General features: G+C 34.2%; 14 protein-coding genes. 8 read left to right on the top strand and 6 right to left on the bottom strand.

What is annotated here, in order from left to right; translation table 11 throughout:
* Positions 1 to 62: 62 nt before the first annotated feature.
* Positions 63 to 212 carry a hypothetical protein gene (locus tag Q0845_RS26230; protein WP_290681588.1) on the bottom strand — a complete coding sequence of 50 codons (150 nt, stop codon included), beginning with the start codon at positions 210 to 212 and terminating at the stop codon, positions 63 to 65.
* Positions 213 to 609: 397 nt separating this feature from the next.
* Here Q0845_RS26230 and Q0845_RS26225 point away from each other — a divergent pair, with 397 nt between their 5' ends.
* The 4 genes from Q0845_RS26225 (at position 610) to Q0845_RS26210 (ending at position 8,662) form a co-directional block, all read left to right on the top strand.
* Complete coding sequence (locus Q0845_RS26225; protein ID WP_298520550.1) at positions 610 to 3,645, top strand: tetratricopeptide repeat protein; 3,036 nt, start codon at positions 610 to 612, stop codon at positions 3,643 to 3,645.
* A gap of 52 nt (positions 3,646 to 3,697) precedes the next feature.
* Positions 3,698 to 5,449 (top strand): TonB-dependent receptor, encoded by a 1,752-nt coding sequence (locus Q0845_RS26220; RefSeq protein WP_298520548.1) that lies wholly within the window; start codon positions 3,698 to 3,700, stop codon positions 5,447 to 5,449.
* A gap of 204 nt (positions 5,450 to 5,653) precedes the next feature.
* A complete protein-coding gene (locus Q0845_RS26215; protein ID WP_298520545.1) occupies positions 5,654 to 7,279 on the top strand; it encodes an amidohydrolase in 1,626 nt (541 codons plus the stop codon).
* A gap of 27 nt (positions 7,280 to 7,306) precedes the next feature.
* The gene (locus Q0845_RS26210; protein ID WP_298520543.1) at positions 7,307 to 8,662 is read left to right on the top strand and encodes a GyrI-like domain-containing protein; all 1,356 of its coding nucleotides are present in this window, start codon (positions 7,307 to 7,309) and stop codon (positions 8,660 to 8,662) included.
* A gap of 95 nt (positions 8,663 to 8,757) precedes the next feature.
* Here Q0845_RS26210 and Q0845_RS26205 read toward each other — a convergent pair whose 3' ends face one another.
* On the bottom strand, positions 8,758 to 9,297 hold the full coding sequence (locus Q0845_RS26205) for a DUF2911 domain-containing protein (protein ID WP_298520539.1): 540 nt from the start codon (positions 9,295 to 9,297) through the stop codon (positions 8,758 to 8,760).
* A gap of 548 nt (positions 9,298 to 9,845) precedes the next feature.
* Between Q0845_RS26205 and asnB the strand changes: the two genes are divergently transcribed.
* Both asnB and Q0845_RS26195 read left to right on the top strand, forming a co-directional pair.
* Positions 9,846 to 11,510, top strand: coding sequence for an asparagine synthase B (asnB, locus tag Q0845_RS26200; RefSeq protein WP_298520534.1), 1,665 nt, complete (start codon positions 9,846 to 9,848; stop codon positions 11,508 to 11,510).
* Between the two features lie 200 nt (positions 11,511 to 11,710).
* Positions 11,711 to 12,730: a dipeptide epimerase gene (locus Q0845_RS26195; protein ID WP_298520531.1), complete on the top strand. Its 1,020-nt coding sequence runs from the start codon at positions 11,711 to 11,713 to the stop codon at positions 12,728 to 12,730.
* Positions 12,731 to 12,743: 13 nt separating this feature from the next.
* On the opposite strand, the gene Q0845_RS26185 is transcribed toward Q0845_RS26195, so the two are convergent.
* The 3 genes from Q0845_RS26185 to Q0845_RS26175 form a co-directional block, all read right to left on the bottom strand.
* Positions 12,744 to 13,799: an AAA family ATPase gene (locus Q0845_RS26185; RefSeq protein ID WP_367180692.1), complete on the bottom strand. Its 1,056-nt coding sequence runs from the start codon at positions 13,797 to 13,799 to the stop codon at positions 12,744 to 12,746.
* A 147-nt stretch (positions 13,800 to 13,946) separates the two neighbouring features.
* On the bottom strand, positions 13,947 to 15,296 hold the full coding sequence (locus tag Q0845_RS26180; protein ID WP_298520527.1) for a hypothetical protein: 1,350 nt from the start codon (positions 15,294 to 15,296) through the stop codon (positions 13,947 to 13,949).
* 253 nt (positions 15,297 to 15,549) lie between these two features.
* Complete coding sequence (locus tag Q0845_RS26175) at positions 15,550 to 16,563, bottom strand: T9SS type A sorting domain-containing protein (protein WP_298520525.1); 1,014 nt, start codon at positions 16,561 to 16,563, stop codon at positions 15,550 to 15,552.
* Between the two features lie 372 nt (positions 16,564 to 16,935).
* On the opposite strand from Q0845_RS26175, the gene gyrB reads away from it, so the two are divergent.
* Positions 16,936 to 18,873, top strand: a complete 1,938-nt coding sequence (gene gyrB, locus Q0845_RS26170) for a DNA topoisomerase (ATP-hydrolyzing) subunit B (protein WP_298520522.1) — start codon at positions 16,936 to 16,938, stop codon at positions 18,871 to 18,873.
* A gap of 74 nt (positions 18,874 to 18,947) precedes the next feature.
* Here gyrB and Q0845_RS26165 read toward each other — a convergent pair whose 3' ends face one another.
* Positions 18,948 to 19,682, bottom strand: coding sequence for a T9SS type A sorting domain-containing protein (locus Q0845_RS26165; RefSeq protein WP_298520519.1), 735 nt, complete (start codon positions 19,680 to 19,682; stop codon positions 18,948 to 18,950).
* Positions 19,683 to 19,863: 181 nt separating this feature from the next.
* Here Q0845_RS26165 and Q0845_RS26160 point away from each other — a divergent pair, with 181 nt between their 5' ends.
* Positions 19,864 to 20,910 (top strand): DUF6588 family protein, encoded by a 1,047-nt coding sequence (locus tag Q0845_RS26160; protein ID WP_298520517.1) that lies wholly within the window; start codon positions 19,864 to 19,866, stop codon positions 20,908 to 20,910.
* Positions 20,911 to 20,999 lie beyond the last annotated feature (89 nt).

Raw genomic sequence — 20,999 nt, 5'->3', positions numbered from 1 at the left:
TTGTAATAAATGCTGAATTTGGAGAAAAGAAAAGCGAACTATGAAGTTCGCTTTATAAAAAACTATTGATCAACATCTTTTGTTGGACAATGACCGTACGATGGACAGTGACAAATAGATCGAGGTTTTGAATCTGTTCCACCTTTCAGCTTTTGGATTGTAAAAATAGTTTCTTTGTTAAGGTCAAGTGACTTGATTTCCTTCTTTTTCATGATTGTAATGGTTTAAAAATTAATAAGTTATAAGATACGGAGAACATGACTTAAAAGGTTCATTTCGATATGAATATTCGCTCTTTTTGCGAATTTTGTAATTTTAATAGCTTAGAATTCAGAATTTTATAATTTTTAAAGTGCAGGCATACTCAATATTGTCGATTTTTTAGAAGTCAGACATGAATCAATTGTTAATAAAATACTAAATACGACCTAGAAATTGCTTTTTATATGCGATTGATATAATTATACCAAAAAAGAGACGTTATTTCTATTAGTAAAAGAATTTCTTAACCTGTTAAAATTGGCGAAACAGATATATTTACGTTAAGTTTGTGATGGAATAGAAATTCAATACGCAAAGCGTTGCAAACCTCATAAAACCACAAGATTCATGAGCAAAAAAAATCTTCAATTCATTCTATGCTTTGTGCTCGTATGTTTTCAACTATCGCATGCACAAAAAACCAAAGTATACACACATGATTTAAAGGAGTATAATGAAGCTTTACATTTGTATAATAGCAAACAGTATCAGGCTTCTCAAGCACTTTTTGATAAAGTAAAAGGTGGAACTTCCGATTATGAAACCGAAGCCAATTGTGCTTATTATATTGCCAATTGCGCCGTGCGATTAAACCAGCTAGGCGCGGATAATATGATGGAAGATTTTGTAAAAAGATATCCAACAAGCACGAAACGAAATTCAGCCTATATTGATGTGGCCGATTATTATTTTGAGAACGGGAAATATTCGCGTGCCTTAAAATGGTATGATAAATCGGGAGATAAAGGATTGACAAATTCGCAAAGAGAAGATTATAACTTTAAGAAAGGATATGCCTATTTTACTTCTAAAAAGTACGATCAATCTAAACAGTTTTTTCAAAAATTATTAGATTCTCCAAAATACGGTTCACAGGCAAAATATTATACAGGATACATCGCTTATCAGGAAGATAATTATAAAGAAGCAAGTGAGTATTTTGATGGTGTTTCACAAGATGAAGAATACAATGAGAAGCTATCGTATTTTAAAGCAGATATGAACTTTAAGATTGGAGAGTTTCAAAAAGCAATCGATTTGTCTAAGAAAGAACTGCCCAATGCTGATCGAAAAGAAATTTCAGAACTCAATAAAATTATTGGAGAAAGTTATTTCAACCTAAAAAAATACGAAGAAGCCATTCCTTATTTAGAAAAATACAAAGGAAAAAAAGGAAAATGGAATAATACAGATTTCTATCAATTAGGATATGCGTATTACAAACAAAAAGACTACAAAAAAGCCATCAAGCAATTCAATAAAATTGTAGATGGAAGTAATTTTGTTGCGCAAAATGCTTATTATCATTTAGGAGAATGTTATTTGAATACCGATCAAAAGCAACAAGCGTTGAATGCGTTTCGTAATGCTTCTCAAATGGATTTTGATGTAAAAATTCAAGAAGATGCAGGTTTAAACTACGCACGATTGAGTTATGAAATTGGGAATCCGTACGAAAGTGTTCCATCGGTATTAACATCATACTTAAAAAAATATCCTGAAACAGAACATCAAGCAGAATTGGAAGAGCTATTGGTAAGTTCTTATATTACTTCAAAAGATTACGAAGCTGCTTTGAATCTGTTAGAATCAAGTAAAAAATACAGCGACAAAACTACGTATCAAAAAGTAGCATTTTACAGAGCTATTGAATTGTTTAATGATAATAAATATCAAGAAGCTTTGGAATTCTTTGAAAAATCACTGAAAGAAAACGAATCTCCAGAATATACAGCAAGAGCCACTTTTTGGAAAGCCGAAACCAACTATTTATTAGATAATTATGATATTGCTTTGGAAGGTTTTAAATCCTTTGCCAATGCAAATATCACAGATACCGAAGAAGCACAAACTATTGACTACAATTTAGCATACACATATTTCAAACAAAAAGAATATGCAAGCGCTATTTCGAGTTTTGAGAAGTTTATCACAAACAATTCGGACGATAAAGCACGTGTAAATGATAGTTACTTACGTTTGGGAGACAGTCACTTTGTAACGAGCAAATATGCAGATGCAATTAAAGCCTATGACAAAGCCATTGCAATGAAAGGTATTGATGAAGATTATGCATATTTTCAAAAAGCAATTAGCCACGGTTTTACTGGAAAAACAAACACGAAAATTAGTGAGTTAGATAAATTTATCAAGCAATATAAAAAATCGTCTTTACGTGATGATGCTTTGTATGAACTTGGTGATACGTACATAAATATTGATGAAACTGAAAAAGGATTGAATACATATTCAAAAATGATTCAAGAATATCCAAAAAGTTCGTATGTACCAAAAACAATCTTAAAGCAAGGATTGATCAACTATAACACAGGGAAAAATCAGGTTGCTTTGACAAAATTCCGATCAGTAGTATCGAAATTTCCAAATACAGAAGAAGCCATTCAAGCAGTTGCTACGGCTAAATTGATCTATATCGAATTAGGAAAAGTAGAAGAATATGCGAATTGGGTAAAGAATCTTGATTTTGTAGATGTTTCTGATGCTGAATTGGACAAAGCAACGTATGAATCTGCAGAAAAGCAATTCATCCAAAACAATACAGACAAAGCTATTGAAGGATTTGAAAAATATGTGCAACAATTCCCTAACGGAATGAACGCCGTAAAAGCAAATTTCTACCTAGCACAATCATACTTTAGCAAAGGAGAAACGCAAAAAACAATTCCACATTATGAATATGTATTACAAAGCGAACGTAACGAATATACAGAACAAGCGTTGGCAAGATTAGCACAAGTATTGTTAGAAACGGATAATTATACAAAGGCAATTCCGGTCTTAAAACGTTTAGAAGAAAGTGCCGATTTCCCGCAAAACGTAACCTTTGCACAGTCTAACTTAATGAAAGCAAATTACGAACAAGATAATTATACCGAAGCAGTTGCTTATGCAGAAAAAGTATTGGCAAATGACAAAGTGGACGATCGTATTCGAAGTGATGCGCATGTCATAATTGCACGTTCGGCAATTGCTACCAATGATGAAGACAAAGCAAAAGCAGCGTATGTAGAAGTGCAAAAAATTGCCAAAGGAAAACTGGCAGCAGAAGCATTGTATTATGAAGCGTATTTCAAAAACAAAGAGAGCGACTATGAAGGCTCCAACAAGGCCATCCAAAACTTAGTGAAAAACTATTCTAGTTACAAACAATTTGGTGCCAAAGGATTAATTCTTATGGCGAAAAACTCGTATGCGTTAGAAGATTCATTCCAAGCAACATACATCTTAGAAAGTGTCATTAAAAACTTCAAGAAATTCCCAGAAGAAGTTGCTGAAGCAGAAGCAGAATTGGCGAAAATCAAAAAGGCAGAAGCCAAGCGAAATTCGTCAGTAACACCTGTAGAAGAAGAAGGTGGAAACTAATCAGCAGCACGACACATTGAAATCAAACAAAAACTTACAAAGCAAGCACAACATGCGAACTCATATATTAAAATCAACTTGTATTCTAGCGATATTTTTTATAGCAAATTTGGCGACTGCTCAGGATAAAGATAAAGACAAGGATAAAGACAAAGAAAATATTGGTACGGAAGTCGTAAATGTGGTAAAACCCTATACACCTTCTGTGTCAGATGCTTTTAAAATAAAGCAAACACCTTCGTTGAACGATAAGGAAACTGGAACAAAGAAAGAAATCAAATATTCTATCTTTTCATTTCCAGTAGCATCAACGTTTACGCCAGCCAAAGGTAGAGCGGCAGGTTTAAAGAAAGCCAAAAGAGTAAAACTGTACAATTCGTATGTTTCTCTTGGTTTAGGAAACTACAATACGGCAGCACTTGATTTTTATACAAGTAGAGCTATTAGTAGAGATGAAACTTTTGACATTGCATTGCGCCACCATTCATCGCAAGGTGGAATTGATGGAGTAGAGTTGGATGATAACTTTTTTGATACAAAATTAGATTTAGCTTATATCAATCGCAGTAGAGACTTATCGTGGAAAGCCAAAGCAGGATATCAACATCAAGTCTATAATTGGTATGGTTTGCCTGATATTGCAATAACGCCAACTCAAATAGCAGGAATTGACGAACAACAAACCTATCATAATTTATATTTAGGAGCTGATGTTGATATGGAAAATTCATTCTTCAACGGAGGAAAACTCATGTACAGAAGAATGTTTGATGCTTCAAGTTCAGGAGAAAACAGATTGATTGTACAACCAGAATTTGAAGTAGAAATTGCAGGAGAGTTAATCAATGCTTTAGTTGATATAGATTATGTTGGCGGAACGTTTGAAAACAGTTTTGCAGGTACAGGAAGTTTAGATTATAGCATTTTAAAAGCGGGAATCTCTCCAAGTTTAGTCATTTTACGAGATGATTTAACGGTAAATTTAGGCGCAGGAATTTATGTTGGATTGGACACAGAAAATAGTGAAAATGATTTCTTTATTTATCCAAGAGTTACGGCGCAATACCGTTTAAGCGGTGATAATGTAATCGCTTACGCGGGATTAGAAGGTGACTTAAAACAAAACTCGTACTACGATTTTGTACAAACGAACTTTTTCATGTCGCCAACGCAAGCAATTGCTCCAACTGATCAGCAATACAATGGATATTTAGGAATCAAAGGAAAACTAACAGGAAGTGTAAGTTACAACGCTAGAGCTTCCTATGTTTCAGAAAACAACAAAGCTTTATTCAAAGTAAATACCTTCAATCCAGCGCCAGATAACGGATATACGTATGGAAACTCTTTCAGTGCAGTATACGACGATGTAACGACGCTTTCAGTATTTGGAGAAATTAATGTAGACATTACAAGTAACTTTAAATTTGGAGCCAAAGCAGAATACTTCAACTACAGTACAGACCGTCAGCAAGAAGCATGGAACTTGCCGGAATTAGAAGCTTCAATTTTTGCAGACTATCAAATTACAGAAAATTGGTTTGCAGGCGCTAATATCTTCTTTATTGGAGAACGTACAGACGAAGTAACGTTTGCGCCAGGAACGACTATTGCACCAACACAAATAGTAACTTTAGATAGTTTTATTGATGTAAATGCACACTTAGGATATCGTTTCAATGATCGTTTATCTGCGTTTGTAAAAGCAAACAATATTGCAAATCAAGATTACCAACGTTGGGTAAATTTCCCGGTGCAACAATTTCAAATTATGGCAGGAGCAACGTATAAATTTGATTTCTAAATCAAAAAAAACATACAAAACAAAGCAAGAGCGTTCTATCACATGGAACGCTTTTTTTGTGAATTTTCTCCAGATGAATTTTTCATGAATACAAACCATTTAAAAAGTTGTATTTTTAATTCCTAAAAGCTGTTGTTTACACTGAGGGCAATCGAAGTGTATGGAGCAGTACCATGAAAAAACCACCAAAAAATAACAAATCAAATGACCAAAAAATTATTCCTACTATCGCTTATCACCATCTGTTTCTCTTGTTCTCAAAAAGAAACGGTTGATACCATTATTTTCAATGCAAAAGTCTATACCGTAGACACTAACTTTTCCAATGCAGAAGCCTTCGCCATCAAAGAAGGGAAATTCGTAGCTGTTGGAAATACAAGTGACATCTTAGCAAAATATGAAGCAGAAAAAAAGATTGACATCAACGGAAAAACAGTATTTCCAGGTTTTATAGATGCGCATTGCCATTTTTATGGATTGGGCTTATATAAACAAAGTGTAAATTTATTTGGAACGGAAAGCTATGAAGAAGTCATAAAGCGAATCTATGACTTTCAAAAAGAAAGAAACATGCCTTTCATTATAGGTCGTGGCTGGGACCAAAACGATTGGGAAGTAAAAGAATTTCCAACGAAAGAACGTCTTGATAAGCTGTTTCCAGATACGCCAATTGCGCTAACTCGTGTAGACGGACATGCATACTTGGTAAATCAGAAAGCGTTGGATTTGGCAGGAATTACACCAGAAACGAAAGTAGAAGGTGGAAAAATACAGCTCAAAGACGGAAAACTCACAGGAATTTTGATAGACAATCCAATGGATTTAATTGACAAGATAATTCCGCAACCCAACAGAGCACAACAAATTCAAGCGTTACAAGAAGCGCAAAAAGAATGTTTGTCGTACGGATTAACAACCGTAAATGATGCAGGTTTAAGCAAAGATGTCATTCATTTAATCGACAGTTTGCAAAAAGCTGAAACACTCAAAATTCGCATGTATGCAATGATTAGCAACACGCCAGAAAATGTAGCACATTATATTGATAAAGAACCATACAAAACAGATTATTTAAATGTGCGTTCATTCAAAGTATATGGCGATGGTGCTTTAGGTTCGCGAGGAGCCGTTTTAAAAGAATCATATTCTGATAAAGAAAATCATTTTGGTGCTATGGTGATCAGTCCCGATGAATTATCAAAATTAGCAGCGCGTATTGCTAAAACAAAATACCAAATGAACACACATGCTATTGGCGATTCTGCAAATTATCAAGTATTAAAAACCTATGCAAAAGTATTGGAAGGACAAACAGATCGTCGTTGGAAAATAGAACATGCGCAAGTTATAGACGAACCAGATTTTGATGTATTTAAAAACGAAAACATAATTCCGTCGGTACAACCAACACATGCTACAAGTGATATGTATTGGGTTGGTGAACGTTTGGGTGCACATCGCGAGAAAGGAGCATATGCTTACAAAAGATTGTTAAACTTATCAGGGAAACTAGCATTGGGAACTGATTTTCCGGTAGAACATGTAAGTCCGTTCAAAACATTCTATGCGGCAGTTGCTCGAAAAGATTCTAAGCATTACCCGGAAGGTGGTTATCAAAAAGAAAATGCATTATCGCGTAAAGAAACACTCAAAGGAATGACCATCTGGGCAGCGTTTAGCAATTTTGAAGAAAACGAAAAAGGAAGTATTGAAGTTGGGAAATTTGCAGACTTCATCGTATTGGATAAAAACATCATGGAAATTCCTGAAAATGAAATCCTAAATACGAACGTTTCAGAAACATACATCGCAGGAAAAAAAGTGAAGTAAGTTCAGAGAAAATACAAATTCCGATACATGGAAATTAGGCAAGAATACACCAAGCGAATAAATGATGTACTGGATTTCATAGAAAATAATCTTGAAGCTAATTTATCGCTTGACTTGCTGGCGTCAAAAGCTCATTACTCATCCTATCATTTTCACAGAGTTTTTTCAACAATTGTTGGAGAAAATCTAAATCAATACATCAACAGAAAACGTATTGAGCGTATTGCTTCAATCTTGTTGGTACATACTGATAGAGGAATAAAAGAACTTGCCTATAAATATGGTTTTAATAGTGATAGTTCATTCTCAAGAGCGTTTAAAAAATATTATGGAATAAGCCCTACTCAATTTAAAACTGAAGGAAAAGAAATACTTAGCAAGATTGGTATAGAAGTTTTTTCAACTGAAAAATACATTTGTAGCATTGATAACCTTAAAAAATGGATTGAAATGAATGCACAAATAACCTTAAAGAAACTCGAAAAAATACAACTTGCCAGCATCATGAATATTGGAAACTTTGATCAAATTCCTAATATGTACCAAAGATTGATGGAATGGGGACATGCAAAAGAGGTCGTACCTGCACAAGATTTTAAAGCACTTACAATATATCATGACAATCCTAATGTAACGGAACTTTCAAAAGTTAGATATAGCGCATGTATAACCGTAAACAAGGAACTAAAAACTGATGGAGATATTAGGCCTGTCACAATCCAAAAAGGAAATTATGCAGTAGGGAATTTTGTGATTGATGCAAGTGATTTTCCAAAAGCGTGGAAGAGCATGTCAGTCTGGGTTATTGAAAATAACTATACGTTTAGAGACGGAACGTACTTTGAAGTATATTTAAATGATTACAAAACACATCCGCAACAAAAGCATATACTAGAAATTTATATTCCCATAGAAGAGTATGACAAAACAAAAACGAAGCAAATTCCAGTAACATATGAGTATCATGAATTGATAGGCTTCATGAAAAAAATCAAGTCATTTTTCGCAAAAGAATATAATGCCGAATTTAAATTTGGAAATATATATCAAGGAAACAAAGACTATTCTTATTTTTCGCTTACTACTGAAGAATTAAAAAAGCTACAATTGAAGTTTGTGATCATTCTTGATCATACAAATATGTGTTTTAAACTATGTCTGTCCGGACAAAATAAAGACATCCGAAAAAAATATTGGACACTTTTCAAGGAGAGCAATTGGAATACATATACTATCGTAACAGCTATCGAAGAGAGTTTGTCAATCATTGATCATACACTCGTAAAACATCCTAATTTTGAGGATATAACTGGGCTTATAGCGCAGATAGAAACTGAATCGTTCAAATTTATAAATGAAATCAGAGCTATCTTAGAATCATAAAGTCTGTCTGCAAAATCCTTTAAAAAACAAAAACTCAGAAATCCTACGATTTCTGAGTTTTCAAATAACCAATAATAACAATAAATAAAGAATAATTAAAAACTAAACGGTACCGCGACACTTATATTGTCCCATGCAAGTATCATACGAGTACCATCAGTTTCCTTTGTGAATGCAATAGAAAAATACTCTATCACATCCGTTTTTTTCACAGGAACGTCCAAGCGAGCAATGTCTTTCTCTTGATCATAATAATATGATCCCCAAACGTCTGTATCTGAGTTTATAATAATCGTCCAAGTTTTTTTATTCGGAATCGTAAATAAAGTATACGTTCCTGCTTTAATTTCTTGGTCTCCTAATTTTACATCTTGAAAAAAAGTGATTTCCGTAGCTTCATTCGCGCCTGTACGCCAAACCTTGCCATAAGAAACCAAACTTCCAAAAATACGGCGTCCTTTCTTTTGTGGCCTTCCATACACAACCTTTACAACGGGCGGTGCATTTCGTTTAGCTTTATAATAACTTATATCATGAGGACTCTTATCAATATCACTGAATTTTTGTGCAGCAACATCCATACTGAATAATAATGTAACAATAAGCAATCCTGAAGCTATAAAGCGCTTTACCATGGTGCAATTTTTTCGATATAAAATTACTAAAACTTCTTCTTAGCATTATGTTAAACTTTCAATCAATATGTTAAAATTGTATAGAATACAAATGATTTACATGTAAATAAGTAAGGTGAGTCCATATTTCTTCTCTTTTTAAACATAAATCTTGGATCATCTTTACAATATTTAATATAACGTGAGTTTGACATGAAAAATCGTTATACTACTAGGTAATCTTCAGAAAAATAAATGCTTGTCAGTTCGAGCGCAGTCGAGAACACTAGAAAAACTAAAATTTCAATTGAATCTCGACTGCGCTCGATTTGACATTTAGTACATATTTTTCCAATATTAAATACAACCACAAAAAGTATGCTCTTTTCTAATGGAATTTCTGCCAATTTTACAAAACAAAAGTTTATAAGGATTTTTGAAGCTAAAAAGTTTTAATAAATAACAAATATTGTATTTACGGTTTCAATATGTAAGTATAAACATGTTTAATGTTTTTAAATTGAAAGTTTACGTCAATATTTGTAATGTAATTGTAAAGAAAAGAAATTATGTGTGGAATTGTATGTGCTTTCGAGCTTAAAGAAAAATCAGAGGAATTAAGACCTCAACTATTAGAAATGTCTAAAAAAATCCGTCATCGCGGACCAGACTGGAGCGGAATTTATAGTTCTGAAAAAGCAATCCTTACGCACGAGCGTTTGGCAATTGTAGATCCAGCTTCAGGAAAACAGCCTTTATTTAGTGAAGATAAACAACTCATCTTGGCTGCGAACGGAGAAATATATAATCACAGAGAATTACGCAAACAATTTGAAGGTTCGTATAACTTTCAAACACAATCGGATTGTGAAGTAATTCTAGCTTTATACAAAGAAAAAGGAAGTACGTTTTTAGATGAATTGAACGGAATCTTCGGTTTTGCTTTGTATGATGAAACGCAAGACGCCTATTTAGTAGCAAGAGATCATATGGGAATTATTCCTTTATATATTGGATGGGACAAACACGGAACCTTCTATGTAGCCTCTGAATTAAAAGCATTAGAAGGCGTTTGTAGTAAAATAGAAGTATTTCCCCCGGGATACTATTTAGATAGCAAAGAAGGCGAGTTAAAACAATGGTACAAGCGCGATTGGATGGACTATGAAGCGGTAAAAGACAATCAAACTAGTATTGATGAATTGCGTGAAGCTTTAGAAGCATCTATTCACAGGCAATTAATGTCTGATGTACCGTACGGAGTATTGCTTTCTGGCGGATTGGATTCTTCAATCACTTCTGCTGTTGCAAAAAAATATGCGCAAATGCGTATCGAATCTGATGATACAACAGAAGCTTGGTGGCCACAACTACACTCGTTCTCAATTGGATTGGAAGGTTCTCCAGATTTGGCTGCAGCACAAAAAGTAGCAGATCATATTGGAACGGTGCATCACGAAGTTAAATTTACCATTCAAGAAGGTTTGGATGCGATCAAAGATGTAATTTATCACTTAGAAACTTATGATATCACCACAGTTCGTGCTTCTACACCAATGTATTTATTGGCAAGAGTCATCAAATCTATGGGAATTAAAATGGTATTATCGGGTGAAGGAGCTGATGAAATCTTCGGAGGATATTTATATTTCCACAAAGCACCGAGCGCAGAAGAATTGCACAAAGAAACCGTGCGTAAACTCGATAAATTATACCAATACGATTGTTTACGTGCCAACAAATCGTTAGCAGCTTGGGGAATAGAAGGTCGTGTGCCTTTCTTAGATAAAGAATTTATGGATGTTGCTATGCGCATCAATCCAAAAGATAAAATGATCAACGGTGAACGTATGGAAAAGTGGGTATTGCGTAAAGCATTTGAATCGTACTTACCAGAAAGCGTAGCTTGGAGACAAAAAGAACAATTTAGTGATGGCGTTGGATACAGCTGGATTGATACTTTAAAAGAATTGGTAGAAAGCGAAGTATCTGACGAACAATTGGCAAACGCAAAATTCCGTTTCCCAGTACAAACACCAAGAGCTAAAGAAGAATATTACTATCGTAGTATTTTCGAAGAGCATTTTCCATCGGAAACAGCTTCATTAACAGTTCCATCAGTACCATCTGTAGCGTGTAGCTCGGTAACTGCTTTAGAATGGGATGAATCTTTCAAAAACATGAACGATCCATCGGGTAGAGCAGTCGCAAATGTGCATGAAGAAGCGTATTAATCCTAAAACGTCATTTCGAGTGATTCGCCCAAGCGAATTGTATCGAGAAGTACTATGAAAAGCAAATGGATTCCTGTCTACACAGGAATGACAAATAAACAATTACACACATTTTTCTCAATTATAGTTTCTAAAGACGCCATGCATATATTTGTATGGCGTTTTTGTATTTTAGAGAATCATAAGCGTATCTTTAAAACATGCAATTCAATATTACGGTACATAACTTTGAACTTCCACTTCAACATCCGTTTACAATTTCTCGATACACAGTTACCGTGCAAAAAACGATTGTAGTTGAGATTTCTGATGGACAATTCACAGGTTATGGAGAAGCAACCGTAAATCCGTATTATAACAGTTCGGTAGAAAGCTTGAAAAATGCTATCGAAAGTGTCAAAACTATTCTTAAAAATATTCCCGAAAATATACATCCAACAAAGCTTTGGGAACAATTAGAACCCAAGTTGCGTGATAACTATTTTGCGTTGTGCGCGATTGATACTGCGTATTGGGATTTGTATGCAAAACAACAACAAAAACCATTGCGACGCTTCTGGAGTGAACACGATGTGAATTTGCCAAAAACAAACTTCACCATCGGAATTGATGCAATTCAAGTGATGCAATCAAAGATTCAGGAAACGCCTTGGCCGATCTATAAAGTAAAACTTGGCACTAAAAACGATGTAGAAATCATACAAAAACTCCGTGAAGTGACTGATTCTGTTTTCAGAGTTGATGCCAATTGTGCTTGGACGGTGGAAGAAACACTCAAAAATGCAGCAATTCTTAGAGAACTCAATGTCGAATTCATAGAACAACCTTTGCAAGCCGACAATTGGAAAGGGATGAAACTACTGAAAAAAGAAAGTGTATTACCGATCATCGCAGACGAAAGTTGTCAAAAACTAGCAGACGTTTCTAAATGTGCAGAAGTTTTTCACGGAATCAATATCAAACTTATGAAATGTGGTGGCATTACGCCAGCGTTGCAAATGATACAAATCGCGAAAGCAAAAGGACTTCAAATCATGGCTGGTTGCATGACGGAATCTACTATTGGAATTTCAAATCTCACACAATTAGCGCCTTTACTAGATTATATCGATGCCGACGGCGCCATGTTACTTCAAAACGATATTGCCACTGGAGTCACTTTCAATCATGGCAAAATTGTATATGCCAACGGAAATGGTTCGGGAGCTTTTCTGATGTAAAAAAAGAAAATGTTTAAGTATTCTTTGCAACATAAACCCAGGCTTCTTTCCCAGAATTGAACGTTTCTAAAACGCGTTTGTATTCCTCAACTTCGTATGTATCGGTGTCTAATAATTCTTGTTCTGTTATTTCAAAAATAACACCTTCAATATGATCCTCAGAATTTAAAGTCTTCACCGCAATTGGATGAAACTTTTGTTCACTTTTAGCAAGCACTTCAGTATTTGTAATTTCTAAAGATTCTAATTTATAATTGGTCAACGAATCTTTACTGCCAGATAAAATACGGTTATAGGTTTCTTGTTGTACTTTTTCGAGTTGCAATGTTCCGTATGAAAATAAATAATGTTTCTTTTCAGATGCTTTATTCTTTTCAGCAGTAATAATCTGTTTTTTGATGGAATGAGTTACAATATCTTTCGCTTCTGCATATGAAATATCATACACTCTTGTCAACTTTTGATACTGTTTAGGGTACTTTTTTAGGATATCATCATAATAACGGTCTAAAGCTTCTTTTGTGGGTAAATTGTATTGAAGTCTTACTTGAAAACGTCGTAACAAAGCAGTATCTATAATTTCTACATAATTTGTGGCGGCAATTAATAAAGTGTCGTTGGGTATATAATCAATCAGTTGAATGATGGTATTTACAATACGTTTCATTTCTCCAGAATCCTTACTGTCGTAATCTCTAACCTTGCCTATATAATCGAATTCATCAAGAAATAACACCGCTTTTTGACGCGCTACTTTTTTAAATATATTCGTAATATTTCTTGCGGTTTCTCCTAATTTTGATGAAACAAAACTTCCTAAATTTAAAATAATAATTTCTTTGTGTAGCTCCTGTGCAATGGCTTTGGCTGTTGCTGTTTTTCCACAACCAGTATGACCGTGTAATAACACTTTATTTGCTATAGGTAAATCATATTGCATTAAAGCTTCAAAATGATTGAACTCATCAAGCATTTGTTGCACTTGCTCTTTATTATGAGTACTTAAGTGTATTTCATCCAAAGAAATGGAAGTTTCCGTAGATTTCAGTATTAAATCATCGAGTCTCATATACTATTTTTTTGAGTAGCTAAGTAATAAAATGCAAATATAAATATGGACTCCTAACTAATTCAAGTTTTTAAGATTAAATTTGATGATTTTTACCTTTTACAAAATAGATTTCCAATAATTGAAAGTGATATAAGTCGTAACGCTTTAGTTAATGAACATATTCTTCTTTGTCACTTCCATATAATTATCTTTAGTTACATACCAATCAAAAAAGGCATTCAGTTCTTTTTCATGGGAAGTAGACCATTCTTCATATCCGTGAGCATCACCAATTTGTAGAATATAATAGGTGTAGGCTTCAAGCATACCAGCATCTGCTAGTTTCTTATGGTAATCGAATAAGACATTCGAATATTTTTTATAATCTTCTTCAAAAAAATGTTCAATAAAACTAGCGCGCATTTTTGCAATAGTTTCCGAGTTTACTTCTTTCATTCCTAGCATTCCCAATATAAAATGTTTTCCGTAAATGGCGCAAAGTGGCAAGGTCAATTCACCATTCTCCAAGTCTTTTACATCCATAACAATTTCACAAAAGTCTATTGATGATTCTTCTTCTCCAAGTGTAATAGCGCCTTTATAAGTATCGTAAATCAGCTTACTCATTTCCTTTGTGCGCTGCGTAGTACGTTCTAAATTCATAAAAATCTCTGCATAAATCAATCCAGACAATTTATCGCTAGAACTCAAATATAATAACGCCAATCGGTAATAATTAGAAGGAAACATTGGATCGGCTTCAATACCTTTTCTATAATTTATAGCAGCTTCATTATAATCTTCTTTAAACCAAAAAACATTGCCTTTCTCTAAATGCAAATTTCCAGCATTTGGAAACTTTTCCATGCCTTTTTCATAGGTTTTAATCGCTTTTTTCTCTTTTCCAGAATAACTATATGCGTTGCCCAACATTTGATATACTTGACTGTTGATGTTCTCGTATTTTAAAGTCTTTTTTAAGATTTTAATAGCTTTGTCGTATTCTTTCTTTTTAACGTAAGCAAAAGCTTTCTCGTAAGGATACAGGAAATTTTTCGGATCTAATTTTTCACATTCTTCCAAAATAGCAAAAGCTAAAGGTCCGCAACCAAACTCAGTAACTCTAGATTTTGTATATGTAATTTTAAGATTTGAAGATGATTCAATAACATCAGCAGTAGCGTTAGTAATCCAATAAAGCTTTTTACGTTTGTGACTTGTTTGATGCCGTTTTTTAATATCTATAGTTTCCTGTTCAGTCTGATTCTCATATTTTAAAAAATACGTTGTCTTTGGCTGTAATGGACGCGTTGGTTTAAAAATAGCTTGCGCTAGATTTTTCTTGCTGTACAACACTTCTTGCAGCGCTAATGTTACAATATCTCCAGATTCGCTTTGCAAGTACACGATTCTATTCTTAAAAGAAGAAATCGTTTCCATAGTTCGCGTGCCAGAAGCTTCAATCACAAACATTGCGTTTTGAGAAATCATCTTTTCCATAGGATAAAACTTCATAAAATCTACGCCACATTTGGCATTGACTTGTTGAAATCCGATAGCTATAAATATATATAATACTAGTTTTTCATTGCTTGAAAAATATGTGAAACTTAAAAGTAGTGTAAACCTTAGACCTTTAGAGTTAATAAAAGTTTAAAGTTATGGTTGTTCTATTGTGTATTCATTGTGATTCTGCAATTCATAAAAACAAAAAACGCCCAGAATTTCATTAAAAACTCTGAGCGTTTGATGTATACTATAAAAATATTTACTGCTTGATAAACTTCTTTGTGGTGATGGCACCAGTTTCTGTTTCAAGTGTTACAAAATACATTCCTTGTTGCAAGTTAGTAACTGGAATTCTTGAAACAGCTTCATTAGCTGTAAATACATTTCTTCCTTGAACATCTACAATAGAAACCGTTTGAATGGCTTGTCCATTTTTTGACTCAATCGTTATAAAATCTTTGGCAGGATTTGGATATAACTGAAATTGAGAAGCATCAACAGTATTTCTAGAAAGTGTTAATGTTGTATTACGTTCGTATGTTTCTGTCATTTGGTCAATGCCTAAAAAGGCAGAAACAAGATGTGCATCTGTATATCTAAAAGCAATATTATCTGCATTATTATCATAATAATAGTACGTAGTTTGTGTCAGTGTTCCAATATTATTAAAAATAGGAGGAATACTAAAACTCAAATTCTGATCAACACGTAAACGTGTAACAGGCGCTACATAATCATTAGCAACGGCGTCTGTCATTGTCAGTGTACCATGAGCATCTACAGTGGCAGTAAATGTCCCTGTAAATGTTCCGCTTGTACCCATGAATGAAAATGTTCCTGCGGCTGTTCCCGAATTATTAGCTCCAAAACTCAAAGGAAATAAACCTATAAAAGCATTTGTCGTGCTATAATTTAATGTAATATCTCCTTGCGTACCTCCTGTAATATAAGTTCCTGTACCATCAGTTCTTAAAAAGAAATTGCTCGCCACTGGAGGCGTTCCTTGCGTAGTAATTGTTTGTACGTTTGTAGTTCCAGGGTATGTTGTTAACTGCGTTGCATCTGGTGCAGCATACGTATCTATATTTGTTCCTCCTGGAGTAAGTCCGTTAAATGTCCAAAAAACATTCGCTCCTGTTGGCGATTGGTCTAAAGCACTAGACGCTGCTAGGATAGAAAAGTCCGTCCCAGAATCACTTTCGTAGGTTGAAATAGTTTGAGAAAATCCTGCAATACTAAAAAGTGAAGCAAGTAAGAGTAATTTTTTTTTCATTGATAAATATTTAGTAAAAAGTTATTAGTGATGTAAAACTAATAAAACAATGTTACTAAAAGGTTGTTTTAGGCGCAAAAAAGCTGTTTTGTGGTATTTTACACTAAAAATAAAAAGTATTTACACGGCTTCTAAGCGCTTCTGTAAATTTTGAATCAGACTTCTGGAAAAAAATACTTTAAAAATGTTTTTAAGGCTATTTAAAGCCGCTCTAAGCAATTTTAGATAAAAAGGATAAATGTTAATAACTATTTGAAAAGCTGCTTAAAAGTATATCAAAATGAATTTTTGAAATCTTATATTTGTTTTTTTACAACTAAAAAATCAAAACACATTACGCTGTTTTAAAAATATAAATTAAGGAGAACATTTATGAGCGAAGAAAATAAAAATCAATATTCTGCATCCAGTATACAGGCATTAGAGGGAATGGAGCACGTACGTATGCGTCCGTCCATGTATATTGGAGATGTTGGAATTAGAGGTTTACACCACTTGGTATATGAAGTAGTTGATAACTCTATTGATGAAGCATTAGCGGGTCATTGTGATACCATTACTGTTGTTATTAATGAAGACAATTCTATTACGACAGAAGATAATGGTCGTGGTATTCCAGTAGGAATTCATGAAAAAGAAGGTGTTTCTGCATTAGAAGTTGTAATGACGAAAATTGGTGCAGGAGGAAAGTTTGATAAAGATTCTTATAAAGTATCTGGAGGATTACACGGAGTTGGTGTAAGTTGTGTGAACGCATTATCTGACCACTTAAGAGCTACTGTTTACAGAGATGGAAAAATTTGGGAACAAGAATATGAACGTGGAAAACCATTATATCCTGTAAAAGCAATTGGTGATTCTGACAAAAGAGGAACGGCAGTAACGTTTAGACCAGATGCTACTATTTTTACACAAACTTTAGAGTATAATTATGAAACGCTTGCCAATCGTATGCGTGAGTTGTCATACCTTAACAAAGGAATCACAATTACACTTACTGATAAGCGTAACAAAGATGAAAAAGGAGAGTATGTGGGTGAAGTATTTCATTCTGATGAAGGACTGAAAGAATTTATCAAATACTTAGATGGAAACCGTGAGCAAATTATTGCCGATGTGGTTGCCTTTGAAGGTGAGAAAAACGGAATTCCTGTAGAAGTAGCAATGACCTACAACACTTCATATTCTGAAAACTTACATTCGTATGTAAATAACATTAATACACACGAAGGAGGAACACACTTATCAGGATTTAGAAGAGGTTTAACACATACACTTAAAAAGTATGCGGAAGGATCTGGAATGTTAGATAAATTAAAATTTGACGTTTCGGGTGATGATTTTCGTGAAGGACTAACCGCTATTATTTCTGTAAAAGTTGCAGAACCACAATTTGAAGGACAAACCAAAACAAAATTAGGAAACCGTGAAGTATCTGCGTCTGTAAGTCAGGCAGTATCTGAAATGTTGACTGATTATTTAGAGGAACATCCGGAAGATGCTAAAACCATTGTGCAAAAAGTAGTATTGGCTGCACAAGCACGTCACGCTGCACAAAAAGCACGTGAAATGGTTCAGCGTAAAACAGTGATGAGTATTGGAGGTTTGCCAGGGAAACTGAGTGACTGTTCTGAGCAAGATCCTGCAAAATGTGAAGTATTCTTGGTCGAGGGAGATTCGGCAGGTGGAACGGCAAAGCAAGGTCGTGACCGTATGTTTCAAGCCATCTTACCATTACGTGGTAAAATCTTGAACGTTGAAAAAGCAATGCAGCACAAAGTATTTGAAAATGAGGAAATCAAAAATATTTTCACGGCTTTAGGTGTTACTATTGGAACTGAAGAAGATAGCAAAGCATTGAACCTTTCAAAACTAAGATATCATAAAATTGTAATTATGTGTGATGCCGATGTCGATGGATCGCATATTGCAACCTTAATCTTAACATTCTTCTTCCGTTACATGAAAGAATTGATTGAAAACGGACATATTTATATCGCTGCGCCACCATTATACTTAGTGAAAAAAGGTGCAAAACGTAGATATGCTTGGAATGATGATGAACGTGATGCAATTGTTGACGAATTTGGAGGCGGAGCAGGAATCCAACGATACAAAGGTCTTGGAGAGATGAACGCAGAACAATTGTGGGATACTACAATGAATCCTGAGTTTAGAACCTTACGTCAAGTAATGATCGATAATGGAGGAGAAGCAGATAGAGTATTCTCAATGTTAATGGGAGATGAAGTGCCACCACGTAGAGAATTTATAGAAAAGAATGCTGTGTATGCAAATATTGATGCATAAAAAGTTATACATAAAAATAAAAAATGCCTCTTTTACGAGGCATTTTTTTATGCGTTATAGTGTCCAAAATAATATTATTGTTTGATAAATCGGGAAAGAATTGTGTCTCCATCTTTATAAGTAGTCTTCATAAAATAGATGCCTGGTTTTAAAAATGATAAATCTAAGGAGTTTTGTTGAGGCGAAATTTTTGCTTCAAAAATACTAGCACCAACTAATGACAAAACGTTCATTTTTTCTATAGAATATCCTTTAAAGTCAAAATGTAATTTCTTCTTCACAGGATTTGGATACATAAGAATTCGTTTCTTATCAAATTTCTTTACAGATAAAATATAATTTCCATGAACGGCAATGTCTCCTTCTGGTGAAGTAATTGTTAACGTCTTCCTATTATTGCCTTCATCTACAATTTCATAATTTAACGTTCTTGAAGGACTCAGATCTCCTAAGATAATTGTAGATAAATATTGACTTTCAAGAAGGCAATTTGGAGAGCAATCTCCTAGCGTTATACTTGGTTGTTGAATTGTAAACGAAGTTGGAGAGATGACAAGTGGAGGCGCTAAATCAAAACCACTGTTAATACCAGCTACATTAGCAGTAAAACTATAATTACTAGCATCGGTTCCTATAAATCGAATTCCTGGAATGTACATAGGTAACGGTGCTTGAGGAACATCAATTGTAGTTCCGTCAATAACCATGTAATGTAAGAGCCACTTGTTTTCATTGTTCAGTAAATCTTGTTGCGCAAACCCTAGGTGAAAGGCGAAAAATGCGCAAATTAATAGTGTAATTTTCTTCATGTCATAAATTTTTTACATAAATATAGGAAAAATAATTGTTGACAAGCTGCTTTTTATGCCTTTGCACTATCTGATACTTTATTAATTATTTATGGGAAAAGAGTAAAAAAAGGGGCTATTTCCTGTAAATAATCTTATATGATTTCATTATTTTAGAACAATAAACAAACCTACACTTAAAATGAAAAAAACAATTACATTACTTCTTGTGCTGTGCTTTTCTGTATTGCAAGCTCAAGAATTAGAAAGCCTCTTGCTGGCTGGCGACGATGCAAGTAAACTTACTGAGAACTACATGAATCCGTTGATGAAAGGAGCGTTGTATAGTATTAATGGAGGTTGGTATTCTACCGCAAAAACACATAAAAAATTTGGTTTTGATGTGACAATCTCAGCAAGTGCGAGTTTTGTTCCGAATTCAAGTTTAAACTTTATATTCAATCCAGCAGATTATGAATTTTTAGCGACAGCCAATGGCGAAACATCAATACCTACAGTCATGAGTGAAAACGGTACGCAAACTACCATTGATGTCCGAATTCCCATTGATGGAACCAATACATTCAAAGTAGGAAGCTTTGAAATGCCTGGTGGAATTGCAGAAGATTTTCCTATCAATGCTGTGCCAACACCAATGATTCAAGTTGGAGTTGGATTGCCAACGAATACAGATGTAAAACTAAGATATGTGCCAAAATTAAGTTTCGACGACGATGTTGAGGCAAGTCTTATTGGAGTCGGATTGCAGCATGACATCACACAGTACTTAGGTCCAATTGATAGATTGCCTATACATATTTCGGTATTGGCAGCCTTTACACGATTAAATGCAACCTATGCCATCAATGATGATAGTTTTTCGGACAATGTAAGCATCCAAAATGGAGAAGCAGACTTTACCATGAATGCATGGACAATTCAAGCTTTAGGTTCTTTAGATTTTACGGTTATCACACTTTATGGTGGCGTTGGATACAATCAAGGGAAATCTGAAATCAACATCAAAGGAGATTACAACCTTAGTTATGATGTGGAAGATTCCAGTGGAAATGTAGTCTCTACGATAAGTGAAACCATTTCAAATCCAGTGAATCTCGATTTTGAAGCCAACGGAATTCGCACAACCTTGGGAGCACGATTCAATTTGGGACCAATAAAAATCTTTGGCGACTACACTTTTCAGAAATTCAATACATTAAGTGTTGGATTGGCTGTAAGTATTCGATAATAATTTTGGTGTAAATAATTCAAAATAACATTGTTTTTCACTGTAAAAAATATGAACTTTGCAGCTTTAAAAACAATACATCAAAAAAA

Origin of the sequence: uncultured Kordia sp. (genome assembly GCF_947489565.1) — a bacterium.
GTDB lineage: Bacteria > Bacteroidota > Bacteroidia > Flavobacteriales > Flavobacteriaceae > Kordia.
This window is presented reverse-complemented; position numbering and strand designations above follow the sequence as displayed.